The organism is Paenibacillus sp. FSL R5-0527 (assembly GCF_038008055.1).
Lineage (GTDB): Bacteria > Bacillota > Bacilli > Paenibacillales > Paenibacillaceae > Fontibacillus > Fontibacillus macerans.
The window spans coordinates 1-13172 of sequence record NZ_JBBOYI010000001.1; the positions used below are offsets into that span (position 1 = coordinate 1).

Genomic DNA, 13172 nt, shown 5'->3' on the forward strand with positions numbered 1-13172 from the left:
TGAACAAATCATCAACCACTTTTTTAATTTGTAGTTCAACTGTTTTACTCATTTCAATCTCTCCTTTTTGGTTAAATAGCCTTCTCCGAAAACTTGCAATTTTCTTCAACCCATTTGCTAACTTCCGACCAAAGTACTCTTGTTTGCCTAACTCCAAAGTTGTAAAATGGAAAACCAGCACGCCTTTTTAATTCATTGGCGATAATTTGTTTGTTCATTTGTTTCCTCCTTGTGGTTAGTTATTAAATAACTTTGTAAATTCGACCTGTTTCTAAATAAGCAATCAGTTCCTTAGCCTTGTTGGTCAATGATGGAAAATCCTCCGGCTTTTCTCCGATGACTTTTCCATTACGATCAACTACCGACTCGGATACAATCCTGACTTCCTTTTTGATTTCATTCTTTCTCATGACACATTTCTTTTCTTTCTGTAATTTCGATTAAATCCGATAAAAACGGATTCTTTGCCGCAATAAACCATCGATTCGGGAACATCATACAATTTCACAAGCAACAAAAATAATCCCCGAGGAATCTTAGTTGAATCTTCTTCATATTTGCTTATTGTTTTGGCGCTTCTTTTAACCTCCTTTGCCACTTTCTCCAACGTCATTCCTCTGTTTACTCTTGCTGCTCGCAGTGTGATTTGATACATCTGATCAACTCCTTTCTGTCGGTGTGATTCCATCGTAATCCGTTAATATCGAATTGTCAATACGTTTTTATCGAAATTTTTTACTTGAAATCAGAATTAAATTGGTTTATAACGGATATATAATGATTTTTTTAGGAGGATAAACAAAGTGGCAAGAAAGAAATACACGGAAGTGGAAAAGGAACTAATGAAAGGTATTGCTTTTAATTTAAGAGCAATCTTAAAAAGAAAAGGACTTACTCAAAAAGAATTAGCCGAAGGTACGGAACTTTCCACTAGTGTTATTTCTGACTACCTTAATGAAAAAACTTTAGCCACTCCTGGGAGTATTCAAAAAATTGCTGATTATCTGAAAGTCAGTAAGGCCGAAATCGACCCTACATTTCAATCTAAAAACAATATATATAATTCCAACCTAATCCCTATAGTTGGAAATGTTTGTGCTGGGGATGGATTGCTCGCAGAACAAAATATTGAGGATTACGTTTATTACCCAATGCCCAACAAAATACAGCCCGATTTTGCTTTGAGAGTAAAGGGGGATAGCATGAGTGGAATTGGAATCGAAGATGGAGACATTGTTTACATCAAGAAAAGTAGTTGGGCTGATTTTAATGGACAAGTTGTAGTTGCGTTGATTAATGGCGATGAAGAAGGGACATTAAAACGAATGAAGTGGAGCGAGGGGTCGCCCGTTATTAACTTGGTGCCAGAAAACGAAAAATACAAATCGATTAAAGCGCTACCTAATGAAATAACCATTTGTGGTGTTTATATGGGGCATTTCAAACTCAATAACTCATTATAAAAAAGGGTGGAATAGTTATGAAAGAAATAAAACTAAGCGAGAACCTGAAACGAATCAGAGAAGAAAGAGGGGTAAGCCAAGAAGAACTCGCAATAATCATTGGGGTTGAAAAGAAGGATATAGGGTGTTGGGAAGATGGTAAAAAAGAGCCTCGAATGGGCAACGTTCAGAAATTAGCGGAAGCTCTTGGAGTGACAATTACAGATTTAATTTTTTGATAGGGGGATTTTATATGCAGGTTTTTGGTTATCCACGTGTAAGCACCGACGAACAAGCAGAAAGGGGGAACTCTCTTAGTGAACAGATGGAGAGAATGACGGCATATTGTAAGGCCATGGGATGGGATGAACCGATTTTCTTTATTGATGATGGTTATAGCGCAAAGGACCTTAATCGCCCTGAATTAACTCGGATGTTGGATCGTGTAAAAAAGGACAAACAGGGTGGAATTATTTTAACAACAAAATTGGACAGGCTTTCAAGAAAACTGTTTGATATTTTATCTCTTAACGAATTTTTCAATAAACACGGCTTCAATTATGTTTCGGCTACAGAAGGTTTCGATACCTCAACACCTGCCGGCAGGTTGGTTTTGCAAATGCTTGGAATGGTGGCGGAGTTTGAAAGGGAGCGCAACTCAGAACGAGTACGTGATAACATGACTTCCATTGCGAGAAATACCACCAAGGTTATCTCTCGTCCTTGCTTTGGATATGACATCATTAATGGTGAATATGTGATAAATATTGATGAATCAACTGAAATTATTAAAGCGGCCAATGAACTTCTTTCCGGGACGCCTTTACGACAAATAATTAAACGTTGGAACTTTGTCGACAATATCAAAACCAAAGAGGGTAACGAATGGCACGAAAAAACGTTTAGGGAATTATTTCAACGCGAAACCTTAATAGGTGATTTTGTTTACAATAAAACTTATAAAGATGGATCGAGAATAATAACAAGACCCGAAAACGAATGGATCTATATCGAGAACCATCACTCCGCAATTTTAGATGAAGAAACTTTCAAGAAACTAGGACAACTTTTTCAAGCAAGAAGAAGATTAGGAAGACACACTACTGATGACCGGTATTTATTATCAGGTCTTGTTGTTTGCGGTCATTGCAAAAGTAAAATGAACGGAAAAATGAGCAGGAGTTATTCAAAAAAATTAAACCAAGAAAATATTCATTACAAATACCTCTGCGACGGGTATTTAAAAAGAGCAAAATGTTTTCACCACTACATCAGTCGAGATGGTATAGAAGCAGCAATACTAAATAGAATAAAGAAGATGGCAGAAGCTTCTCCTGGTACTTTAAATCTAGTTTTATCAAAACCAAAATCCCAATCAATTAACGAAGATGAAATTAAAGCAAAGTTAGCCCGTTTGGATAAAAACATGCAAAAACAAATAGATGCATTTAATGATGATCTTATAACCGCACACGATCTCAAAGCAGCTACCCAAAAGGTAGAAAGGCAACGTGCAGAACTCCACAAATTGTTAGAGGCATCGAGTTCAGAAAAATTAGAAGATGAAGCAGAAACAAAACTGATTAGAAGAGCCAAGGCAAGCATTAAGGATTTATTATCTGGAGATCGTTTAAAGACGAAAGAAATTATTAGAGAAATGGTTTATGAAATAGAGGTCATGAACGGGAGCGACATAGCTGTTATTTGGCGCGCGGATTAAATCTCTCGCAGGGTGTTCGGTAGGCCCACAATGCCAGCCTTTAAAGCCATATTTATGACAACTCCTCATTCATGTAATTGCTCATCTTCCTTCAACCATAGTACCGATACGCCGGAGATATTTCAAGGACATCCCGAAAACCAGCGGTTTGGCGGCATACTCCGTCCAGCCGTACGGCCTGCCGGTTGGGCCTGGCAGTCGATCTGTCGGGACAAGGCTCCGGGCCGTGGCTGCCGGTTGAATCCGGCGTTTAGGCGCTCCGGTCAGGTGTACCGGTCAAACCTGTCAGCCGGACGCTTGCCTAGTTGCCTTTAGTTCGCTGACCGTTTTCCCTTCGCCCAAACTCGTTACCGTCCGTCAGGCCTCGGGTTCCCCCGCCAAAACTTTGGTCATCTGGATGTCCGTCACTTCGTACCCCATCTTCCGGTACAATTCGAAGGCTCTTTGATTGTGGCCAAAGACGTGCAGCGAAATGGTGTCCAGGCCCAGCCGGCGAACCTCTTCTTCCAGCGCGGCCATCGTCCTTTTGCCGTAGCCTTGGCCTTGATGCTCCTCGTAGATCAAAATATCCAAAATAAAAGCGATCCGCCCTTTTTCCTGTTCCATGACGTTAAACCACAGATGCCCGACCGCCTCCCCGCGCGAAGCGTCCCGGACAAGGTACAGGTAGGCGTCCTTCGTATTTGCGCCGTCCGGAAGAAAGCGGCGGAACGCCGCTTCCGCCTGCGCCGGCGCGTCCTCGGCCGTCCACGTTCCGGCGGCCACCTTGTCCTCCGCGTAATCGCGGACCGACCGGCTGCGGAAGCCGCGGTAATCGGCTTCGCTCATAGGAATCAATTGAACCATGAAGTCCCCTGCCTTATCATTTGTTTTGTATTCTGTCCACGCTCAAATTCGGGTTGCTCCGGTTGCGTTTGGCATAGGCCCATACGGACGGCAAACCGAGAATGAGAAACACCGCGGCATTGGCGAGCCCTGCCGTTACGGCTTCCACGACGATTTTATCGTGCGGCTCGCCCATGACGAGGATATCGAACAAGCCGGAAAAGGTCAGGGAAACGAAAATCCCCACGATTCCGCAAACGGCAAACGGGACCAAGTGGCTTTTATTCATCCGCCCTTCTCTAGCGTTGAAGTCCTTGAACATGTAAACCAACCCCATAAAGGCCGCCGTAATGCCCGAACCCAGCGCCCAGCTCCACCAAACGGCGCCGCTCGTAATCAGGTCGTTGAATACATGTCCGATAAACCCGGCGATAAAGCCGACGACCGGCCCGTACAACGCCCCGAGTATCGCCAGCAGCGCGATGGCCGGCCGAAGCTGGGTATCCGGCACGATCGGGACGTTGATCCAACTGGCCGCCCCGTACAATGCGGCCCCAATGCCGGTCGCCACCACCGTTCTTGTATTCCATGCCCACAATGATGGTTTCATCATCGCTCCTCCTTGTGCTAAAGAAAAAGACGAAAAGCCGGGAATTCCGGTTTTCGATTCCTGTTAATTGGCCGGCCAGTCGCCTGTTTGCGCCATATACGCCATTTCATGGAGGGGTGCCGTCCCGCAGGCCGATATTCCCCTTCAATATAATAGGTAATTTACGGAGATGCAATGAAAAATAGGGAACTAACCGCTGCCACGCACTAGCGTTGCATCAAATCTGTTTTCTAACAAGATACATTTTCTAGCCACACACAAATATTCTAACGGTTGCCACAAGCGCTATTTGTTCCATGAACGTTGATTTCAAATTGTAACGGTTGCCATGCTGCTTATTTCATTGAAAATCGGTAATTTTTGCTCGGATCCAGGCTAATAACGGCGTTCGCAACCGTTAGAATCAAATATGGCCTGGCGGCCACCGCCATATATGAAAAATATGGGTTGTACACGCACTCACTTTATGAGGTAATAATTATAGGTGGATCATAGGTCGATTACATTTTGGAGAAACACTCCGTGTTAGAATCGGACCAATTGCAACCACGAGAATCGCCGATTGTTACCACGAGTACGAGTATAAAGTGTCATCTTTATACAAGGTTGCATGATCTGCTTAAAACATCCAGAAAGGAGTTGTTCGTTTTGGATGCGATTTTGGAACGATGTGCAGGTATAGATGTCCATCAGGATAATATCGTGGCCTGCCTTCTGTACGGTCCGCTCGACAAGAGACCGTCAAAAGAAATCGAGACATTCGGAACGACCACCAAGGAACTACTTCGTTTAAAAGACTGGCTCGAAGATCAACAATGTACCCATGTGGCCATGGAAAGCACCGGGGTATACTGGAAGCCGGTATGGAACATTCTGGAGGATTCTTGTAAGTTGACCCTCGCCAATCCGGCCCGCATCAAGAATGTTCCAGGCAAAAAAACCGACTATAGCGATGCCGAGTGGATCGCCCGGTTACACCGAAGCGGATTAATCGAGCAAAGTTTTGTCCCGAGCGTAGATATTCGCGACTTGCGTGACCTCACTCGATACCGCCGGAAACTCCTGCAGAATGTGACCCAAGAGAAGAACCGGATTCACAAGATATTGCAAGATGCCAATCTGAAACTCACCACCTTTATGTCAGACGTCTTTGGGGTTTCCGGCCGATTGTTACTTGAATCCATTGTCAACGGTGAAGTGCTTAATGAACGGCAGGTTCGTGACATGGTGAAGTCGTCTCTGAAACGCAAAGTTCCCGAACTTATTGAGGCGCTAAACGGCCGTTTACGCCTTCATCATCGGAAAATGATTCGAAGACATCTGGAGCATATTGCGTATCTAGAACAGGAGATTCAAGAACTGGAAACAGAAATTGAACAACTGACTATGCCTTATCGCTTGGAAATGGAGTTGCTGGACACTATTCCTGGGATCAAACATGATGCAGCGGCGAGCATCGTGGCCGAATTGGGTACAGATATGTCACATTTTCCATCCGATGCTCACCTTTCTTCATGGGCCGGGGTATGCCCAGCCAACCATGAAAGTAACGGTAAAAAAAACGAAAAAAGAACCAACGCGGAAATAAGGGACTAAAATCCGTACTTTGTCAATGCGGTTGGGCCGCCATAAGGGTCAAAGACTCCCGGATATCCGCTTTATATTACAGGCTAGTCAAACGAATGGGTAAACAAAAAGCCATTATAGCGGTTTCACATTTACTCTTACGGATCATCTACGTCGTCCTACGAGATAAAGTGCCTTACGAGGAACTGGGCGCAGACTATTTGGGTAAACGTGAAAAAACCATCGAGTACTGGATTCGAAAAATCAAACAGATGGGCTATGAAGTTGAACTTCATGAACTGAATTCAGTATAAACCCATATTATGGAAAAAAAGAATCAAACACCCCCCCTTTTTGTTTCGACGCGCTTCCACACTTTAACGCGTTGAGTTATTTTTCGTATAAATTTAGAAAAGGTCTTTTTTTGGAAAATAGCCGCTGCTGCAACCGTTAGATATCCGGGCACCTTTTACGGGAAATGGCCATCGCGCCAAAAATAGCGGTAAAAAAGGGCTCTATTACGCGCCAAAATGCAGCACGAGAAAAATAGCGGACTTTTATGTCGTTATTGGGTAGGGGCTACCGGAAAAGTGCGGATTTCAGCCCCTTCGCAATAAAATAGGTGAAAATTTTACCGTTATTCAGAGGTTTTTGGCTTCTCACATTAAAATAGCGACAAAAATTACCGCTAATCGCGAGATTTTTAAAAGGAAGGCTCTGGCTTGGGGCTATCCCCCCAACTTTGGGGTCAGACGAGCCCCTAGGGACGTTAGCCCATAGGCTAGCTGGCCCGACTTGTGACGAAGCGTTGGCCTCCTAACCTAAACCTGGGGCGCCCAACCCCGCCTGCACCAGGAGCGCCACCCCAATCGGCCCCGAGCAGGCCGGCCTTAAGCGCGGCGGAGCCAGCCAGCACTCCAACAGCGCGGCCCATCTAGCGCTCCAGCACGGCGCGGCCATCTAGCGCTCCAGCACGGCGCGGCCAGCCAGCGCTCACAGCACAGCGCGGCCATCTAGCGCTCCAGCACGGCGGGGCTATCCAGCGCGCCGGTGCGCCTACTCCCGGCGCACGAGCCGCGCCGTGTTCCGCAGCGCCGGTATGCTCCCGGCGCCGATGCCGAACATGGCGGTGCGCAGTTCGAACTCGACGCGCTCCAGGAGCGCGTCGAGCCGCTCCTCCGAATGCACCGCCGGTTCCAGCAGCGCCCGGCCGAACCCGGCTAGGTCCGCGCCAAGCGCCAGCGCTTTGGCCGCGTCCACGCCGGTGTTCAGGCCCCCGCTGCCGATCAGGGCGGCGTCCGGGACCGCCGCCCGCACTTCGCGGATGCATTCGGCGGTGGGGATGCCCCAATCCGCGAATGCTTCCGCCGCCGCGCGGCGGACAAGATCGCCGCTGCGGAACTTCTCGACCTGGCTCCAGCTTGTTCCGCCCGCGCCGGCGACGTCGATAAAAGCGACGCCCGCGCCGCGCAGCCGTTTTGCCGTACCGCCGTCGATCCCCCAGCCGACCTCCTTCACGCCGACCGGCACCGGCAGCGCCTTGCACACCTGCTCGATGCGCGACAGCAGCCCGCCGAAGGACGTGTTTCCCTCCGGCTGGAACACCTCCTGCAAGCCGTTCAGATGAAGCACCAGCATGTCCGCCCCGGCGATATCCACCGCCCTTCTGCAGTCCTCCGGGCCGTAGCCGTAATTCAGCTGCACCGCGCCCAAATTGGCGATGACCGGAATGGACGGGGCGAACCGCCGCACCGCAAACGTGGGCGCCAGCTCGTCCCTTTCCACGGCGGCCCGGATCGAGCCGACGCCCATCGTCCAACCGCGCCGCTCCGCCGCCTCGGCCAGGCGCATGTTGATTTCCCCGGCCAGCTTGCTGCCTCCGGTCATCGAGCTGATCAACAGCGGCGTCCGAATCGGCGCGCCCAAAAACGTCGTTTTCAGGCTGATCTCGTCAAAATTGAGCTCCGGCAGCGCGTTATGCCGAAACACATATTTTTCAAATCCCGTGCGGATCCCCTCCGCATTGACCTGTTCTTCCAGGCATAAGCGGATATGCTCGGTTTTGCGTTCGGACGTATTCTCCATAATCCGCCTCCTTTGCCGCGATTTGCTTTCGTGAACTCAGTTCGTTTTGTTTTCTTCGGTCATCCGGCCGGTGAGCGGGTTAGCCTCTAGCATTTAGCATTTAGCATTTAGCATTTAGCATTTAGCATTTAGCATTTAGCCTCTGCATTTAGCCTTTACATTTAGCCTCTGCATTCAGCCCTTCCCCCCGGCGCTCCGGCCCTGGTCCAGACGCCGGCTACAGCAGCGGCGACAGCAGCCGGGCCGCGGATTCCGCGAAACGGACCACGATTTTTTTGTTCATGAAGCTTGCCCGGTCGATCAGTTTCGTCGACAACAGGTCGCGTTCGAAATTTTCCACGATTTTGGCGATGCTGTCGCTTTGCACGAGCAGCGCGTTCACCTCAAAATTCAAATGAAAGCTGCGCATGTCCATATTGGCCGTGCCGACGGTGGCCACTTCGCCGTCCACAATCAGCAGCTTGGAATGCAGGAAGCCCTTTTCATATTCGTAGATCTTCACGCCGACTTCCAGCAGCGACGGAAAATACGAATGCGACGCCAGAAACGGCAGCCATTTGTCCGGCTTCGCCGGGAACAAAATCCTGACGTCGATACCTGACAGCCCGGCCACCCGCAGCGCGGTCAAAATGTCCTCATCCGGAATAAAATACGGCGTCGCCAGCCAGACCGATTTTTTGGCCGAAGTGATCATGGCGAAAAAGATGTTTTTCAGCGTCCGGCTCTCGTTGTCCGGTCCGCTCGGCACGATCTGCACCGCGCCGCTGCAGCCCTGCTCCAGCTCCGGCGACAAATAAGCGAGGTCGATAATTTCTTCCCCGGTCACGTACTGCCAATCCTGCAAAAAAATAATCTGCAGCGACCGGACGGCCTCGCCTTTGACCAGCATATGCGTATCGCGCCAAAAACCGTACGTTTTGCTGCGGCTCAAATATTCGTCCCCGACGTTAAGCCCGCCGATAAACCCGGTGTTGCCGTCGATCACGACGATTTTCCGGTGGTTGCGGTAATTGACCCGGCTGGACAGCGCCAAAAAGCGCATCTGCCCGTAAATGCCGACCTTGACCCCGGCGTCCCGCAGCTCCTTGATAAACGATTTCGGCAGACCGATGCTGCCGACCGCATCGAACATGAACCGCACTTCGACGCCTTCCCGGGCTTTTTGGATCAGCGTTTTCTGGATTTCCCGGCCGATGTCGTCCGCACGGTAAATATAGTATTCCATATGAATATGATGCCGCGCTTTTTTCAATTCTTTCAGCAGCGTCGAAAACGTCTCCTCCCCGTTCGTCAGCACCCTGGTGCGGCTGGCCATGGAAAAAGGCGTGCGGGCCAGCCGCTGCGCCAATTGCAGCAGCCGCTGCTGGCTCGGGCTGAATTGCGACAGATCCCGGGGCAGCAAATGGCCGTTAAAGTGGATCCGTTCATAGCTAAGCTGGTTTTGCTCGGCCTTTTTATCGAACTTGCGCCGTTTGAAATAGTTTTGTCCCAGCAAAAAATAAAGCAGCAGCCCCACTACCGGCAGCAGGGCCAGCACCAGAATCCAGGCCACCGTACTGGACGGATTCCGGTTTTCCATAAATATCGCCAGACCGATTGTGATGACCGTGAGCGTCTGAAATATACTGACCAACGTACCCCCGAATTTCCCGAAGACGCCAAATCCGAAATAGTAAAAAGCAAAAAGAATCGCCACGATAATAATGATTTGAAGTCCCCGTCTCATGCCAGTACCCCTTTTTTTCTCTCTAATGATGCTGCTTCTATTTTACATGAAGCTTGCTTTTCTTCCTACTGACAAGAGTTAAATATTATAGAGATGAGAAATTTGGAGGGGGGGTTTTTTAAAAAGAAGGACGCTAGAGGAGGAAAAATACCGGGATCGGTCGGCACATAAACGGCCCTGCGGCCGGCCCGCGCGTTTGATGGGTTGTTCAGGGCCGTTTACGTTCCGGAAAATGGCCGGCTAGCTGTGACATATTCTTGCGATCGCTGCCCGTCCCGGATTTCTTTAGCTCGACTTATATAGGCCGCGCCTGCGTATCCCGCCATTGCCGGAGCTGCCGCAGATCATGATCGAGAAATTCATCCAGCAGCTCCGCCAGCCCCGTATATAACGGACTGGACGAGACCAGCATCAGTTCGTTCGCAAACGGCCGGGCCCATTTCAGCAAATGGGATTCCAGAAAACCGATCTGCGCGTCCGCCAGCGTCAGACAGGTGTGCGGCAGGCTGCTCTTGCCGAGCATACCTTCGGCCAGCACGGCCATGAACTCCAGCTCCAACGCAATGTGATCGTCGCGTTCCCCGTTTAATTTATTGAATACAATACCGTTTTCCATATAGATCTTCCGCACCTCGGAGATGCAGACAGCCGCGTCGGCTCCTTCCGTCCTGCAGCGAAACAGGCTTTCGCAGGAGGTCATTACGGCGTCACGGCCCGTAAACAGGCGTTCGTATTCCGCCGCCTCCCTGACGCAAACCTGGCGAAATTGCTGTTCGGGTATGCTTTTCAGATAGCCGATCAATTTGTGCCCGCCCCGGCTCGCCGGAATGAGGCCGATCAGTTCCGCTTTATATCGCCAAATGGGCGATCAGCGACATCCGCGGCGGACGGCTCAAAAAATCCATCAACACCCGGTACCCCCACCCGCGCCGCTCCAGCCACTGAACCTGTTCCTGCGTAAAAACAAACGGTGGATATGCCATTGCCATCGGTAGGTCATCTCCTTGCCAATATTTCTTCTTAAGAGGTTGTTCAAAAAGTCATCTTTTGATCACGAAGCAGGTCAAGAAGCGGACTCGACGTCGAATCTTGAATTCAGCCGGGCCTTCCGTTGCTCACGTACCCAAAACGTACGCTCCGCTACTCAGTCCCTAGCTTCATCCAATCTTCTCGGTCCTGAAAACCTGACTTTTTGAACTCGCATTTTCAAAAAAAGATGACTTCCTTCTATGCCGGAAATCATCTCAATCGCATATACCGACACATGATTAAGGGGGTCACGTATCGCTTACTTTCATTATAACAGCCAATGTAAGCGCTTTATGTGATTTTTTTTACACTTGTTTTTAATAACATTCTATCGTCCTGCGCCGTAAAATATACTTGAACAATGTGTGCCAACGCATTGACTGATCCTCGAGATATATATTAAATTTGAAGCACCAAAAAGAAAGGAGGCGCCCCGTATGGAGCAGCTTCTTGATTCCTTCGGCCGGGAACACGATTATCTCCGGATTTCCGTGACCGACCGCTGCAACCTCCGCTGTGTCTATTGCATGCCGGCAGAAGGAGTGGTTTTTCAACCGCACGATGAAATAATGAGCTATGAGGAAATTGCCGAAACCGTTTCGGCGCTTGCTCCGATGGGTCTTCGCAAACTCCGGATAACCGGGGGCGAGCCCCTGGTTCGCAAAGATTTGGACAAATTAATCGCCATGCTTTCGGGAATCCCGGGCATTGAAGATATCGCCATGACGACGAACGGGATGTTTCTGGCCGGCAAGGCGGCCGCGCTCAAACAAGCAGGCCTGAACCGGGTCAACATCAGCCTGGACTCGCTGCGCCAGGACCGCTTCGCGATGATCACGCGCGGGGGAGAAGTCCGGAGGGTGCTGGAAGGGCTGCAGGCGGCCGTTGAATTCGGCTTCGACCCCATCAAACTGAATGTCGTGCTGATGAAAGGGGTCAATGACGATGAAATCCGTGATTTTATCGCTTTGACGCTGGATAAGCCGCTGCATGTTCGGTTCATCGAATATATGCCGATCGGCAGCGCGACCGATTCCTGGCGCAGCACCTATTTGCCGCTGTCTACCGTTGACGAAGTATGCCGGGAAGCCGGCTGGGAAACGGAGGACGTGGCCGGCCCAAGAGGAAACGGTCCGGCCGAAAGCAAGCGGGTTGTCGGCGCGGCCGGCACGTTTGGCCTGATCCATCCGGTCAGCGAACATTTTTGCGACAACTGCAACCGCCTGCGTCTGACCGCGGACGGCCACATTAAAGCTTGCCTGTACTGGTCGGACGAGCTGCATGTCCGCCCGCTGGCCGCCGCCGGCGACCGGGAAGGCATTCGCGCGATGTTCCTGAAAGCGCTGGGCGGCAAGCCGAAAAACCATGAAATGGCGCTGGCGCTGGAGAAAAAACAGCAAAGCCATACGCCAACCGTGCGCCGCATGTCGCAAATTGGCGGTTAAAGCGGGCCTTTCATTTTTTCGAGCCAAGCTTTGGCTTTTTCATAATCCTCCGGCCGGTTCATATTGAAGGCCAGCCATTCCTGCGGTAGGCCCGCAGCGGCGGCGAGCGTCTCCCCGCCGGCATATTCGGTCCGCAGCCCGTCCAGCCACGCGGTCATTTTGTAGCGTCCGAGGCGAAGCTCCCGCTCCAGTCCCGGCAGCACGCTGCGCCGGTATACCGCCAGCAGCGGGTGAACCCGCTCGCCCGTGCGGGCGATCACCGCTTCGGTAGCGAGGGCTCCGCCTTCCCGTCCGGCTTTGGCCTCCGACTGCCGGGCCTGCCGGAGCAGCGCCTGGAACAAACCGCGGTTGGCAAACGGCGTATCGCACGCCACCGCGATATTCCAGGTTGAAGCGGAGTTAGCCAGGCCGGCGTGCAATCCGGCCAGCGGACCCGCGCTTTTGTACATATCGGTCACAACCTCTTTGCCGAAAGGCCGGTACGCCTCTTTGTCGTCCGCCACGACCACGATGCGGGCGGCGACCGGCTCCAGCTCACGGATGATTTTTTCTATAACGGTGATTCCCCCCAGCTTCATGAGCGCTTTGTTTTCGCCCATCCGGCTGGATCTTCCCCCCGCCAGAACAATGGCCGTTGTCTCCACGAACAGCTCCCCTTTTAAAAATATTGGAAAATTTCATAAAACTTGGTTTGTATCCCTTTTCACCTCTGTGTTACATTGAG

14 protein-coding genes are annotated in these 13172 nt (G+C 50.3%); 5 read left to right on the top strand and 9 right to left on the bottom strand.

Annotation, left to right across the window (positions count from 1 at the left end; all coding sequences use genetic code 11):
• Positions 1 to 242: 242 nt before the first annotated feature.
• On the bottom strand, positions 243 to 410 hold the full coding sequence (locus tag NYE69_RS00005; protein WP_178075771.1) for a hypothetical protein: 168 nt from the start codon (positions 408 to 410) through the stop codon (positions 243 to 245).
• Positions 407 to 655: a helix-turn-helix domain-containing protein gene (locus NYE69_RS00010; protein WP_128630336.1), complete on the bottom strand. Its 249-nt coding sequence runs from the start codon at positions 653 to 655 to the stop codon at positions 407 to 409. The genes NYE69_RS00005 and NYE69_RS00010 overlap by 4 nt, the downstream gene beginning before the upstream one ends.
• 148 nt (positions 656 to 803) lie before the next feature.
• Between NYE69_RS00010 and NYE69_RS00015 the strand changes: the two genes are divergently transcribed.
• The 3 genes from NYE69_RS00015 to NYE69_RS00025 are packed head-to-tail and all read left to right on the top strand — an operon-like array spanning position 804 to position 3162.
• A complete protein-coding gene (locus NYE69_RS00015; RefSeq protein WP_128630337.1) occupies positions 804 to 1463 on the top strand; it encodes a LexA family protein in 660 nt (219 codons plus the stop codon).
• 17 nt (positions 1464 to 1480) lie between these two features.
• On the top strand, positions 1481 to 1681 hold the full coding sequence (locus NYE69_RS00020; protein ID WP_128630338.1) for a helix-turn-helix domain-containing protein: 201 nt from the start codon (positions 1481 to 1483) through the stop codon (positions 1679 to 1681).
• Between the two features lie 14 nt (positions 1682 to 1695).
• Positions 1696 to 3162 (top strand): recombinase family protein, encoded by a 1467-nt coding sequence (locus tag NYE69_RS00025; RefSeq protein ID WP_340922453.1) that lies wholly within the window; start codon positions 1696 to 1698, stop codon positions 3160 to 3162.
• Between the two features lie 357 nt (positions 3163 to 3519).
• On the opposite strand, the gene NYE69_RS00030 is transcribed toward NYE69_RS00025, so the two are convergent.
• A complete protein-coding gene (locus NYE69_RS00030; RefSeq protein WP_036619184.1) occupies positions 3520 to 4008 on the bottom strand; it encodes a GNAT family N-acetyltransferase in 489 nt (162 codons plus the stop codon).
• Between the two features lie 16 nt (positions 4009 to 4024).
• Positions 4025 to 4597 (bottom strand): ECF-type riboflavin transporter substrate-binding protein, encoded by a 573-nt coding sequence (locus tag NYE69_RS00035; RefSeq protein WP_036619183.1) that lies wholly within the window; start codon positions 4595 to 4597, stop codon positions 4025 to 4027.
• Between the two features lie 648 nt (positions 4598 to 5245).
• On the opposite strand from NYE69_RS00035, the gene NYE69_RS00040 reads away from it, so the two are divergent.
• Positions 5246 to 6193: an IS110 family transposase gene (locus NYE69_RS00040; RefSeq protein ID WP_249732660.1), complete on the top strand. Its 948-nt coding sequence runs from the start codon at positions 5246 to 5248 to the stop codon at positions 6191 to 6193.
• 1026 nt (positions 6194 to 7219) lie between these two features.
• On the opposite strand, the gene fni is transcribed toward NYE69_RS00040, so the two are convergent.
• From fni to NYE69_RS00060, 4 genes are all read right to left on the bottom strand, one after another.
• Entirely contained in the window at positions 7220 to 8248 is a 1029-nt protein-coding gene (fni, locus tag NYE69_RS00045) for a type 2 isopentenyl-diphosphate Delta-isomerase (protein WP_036619182.1), read from the bottom strand.
• 217 nt (positions 8249 to 8465) lie between these two features.
• A complete protein-coding gene (cls, locus tag NYE69_RS00050) occupies positions 8466 to 9974 on the bottom strand; it encodes a cardiolipin synthase (RefSeq protein WP_036619181.1) in 1509 nt (502 codons plus the stop codon).
• A 295-nt stretch (positions 9975 to 10269) separates the two neighbouring features.
• Positions 10270 to 10776, bottom strand: coding sequence for a TorD/DmsD family molecular chaperone (locus NYE69_RS00055; RefSeq protein ID WP_230877242.1), 507 nt, complete (start codon positions 10774 to 10776; stop codon positions 10270 to 10272).
• Positions 10777 to 10822: 46 nt separating this feature from the next.
• Positions 10823 to 10963: a hypothetical protein gene (locus NYE69_RS00060; protein WP_230877241.1), complete on the bottom strand. Its 141-nt coding sequence runs from the start codon at positions 10961 to 10963 to the stop codon at positions 10823 to 10825.
• Between the two features lie 477 nt (positions 10964 to 11440).
• Here NYE69_RS00060 and moaA point away from each other — a divergent pair, with 477 nt between their 5' ends.
• Positions 11441 to 12448, top strand: coding sequence for a GTP 3',8-cyclase MoaA (moaA, locus tag NYE69_RS00065; protein ID WP_036619179.1), 1008 nt, complete (start codon positions 11441 to 11443; stop codon positions 12446 to 12448).
• Here the strand turns inward: moaA and mobA are convergent.
• Entirely contained in the window at positions 12445 to 13092 is a 648-nt protein-coding gene (gene mobA / locus NYE69_RS00070; protein WP_124332446.1) for a molybdenum cofactor guanylyltransferase, read from the bottom strand. The two genes, moaA and mobA, sit on opposite strands and share 4 nt — an antisense overlap.
• Between the last annotated feature and the right edge of the window lie 80 nt (positions 13093 to 13172).

Coding starts and splice junctions, on each gene's coding strand:
- NYE69_RS00020 (WP_128630338.1), top strand. CDS start 1,481: ATGAAAGAAATAAAACTAAGCGAGAACCTGAAACGAATCAGAGAAGAA.
- NYE69_RS00030 (WP_036619184.1), bottom strand. CDS start 4,008: ATGGTTCAATTGATTCCTATGAGCGAAGCCGATTACCGCGGCTTCCGC.
- NYE69_RS00005 (WP_178075771.1), bottom strand. CDS start 410: ATGAGAAAGAATGAAATCAAAAAGGAAGTCAGGATTGTATCCGAGTCG.
- NYE69_RS00060 (WP_230877241.1), bottom strand. CDS start 10,963: ATGGCAATGGCATATCCACCGTTTGTTTTTACGCAGGAACAGGTTCAG.
- moaA (WP_036619179.1), top strand. CDS start 11,441: ATGGAGCAGCTTCTTGATTCCTTCGGCCGGGAACACGATTATCTCCGG.
- cls (WP_036619181.1), bottom strand. CDS start 9,974: ATGAGACGGGGACTTCAAATCATTATTATCGTGGCGATTCTTTTTGCT.
- fni (WP_036619182.1), bottom strand. CDS start 8,248: ATGGAGAATACGTCCGAACGCAAAACCGAGCATATCCGCTTATGCCTG.
- NYE69_RS00010 (WP_128630336.1), bottom strand. CDS start 655: ATGTATCAAATCACACTGCGAGCAGCAAGAGTAAACAGAGGAATGACG.
- NYE69_RS00035 (WP_036619183.1), bottom strand. CDS start 4,597: ATGAAACCATCATTGTGGGCATGGAATACAAGAACGGTGGTGGCGACC.
- NYE69_RS00025 (WP_340922453.1), top strand. CDS start 1,696: ATGCAGGTTTTTGGTTATCCACGTGTAAGCACCGACGAACAAGCAGAA.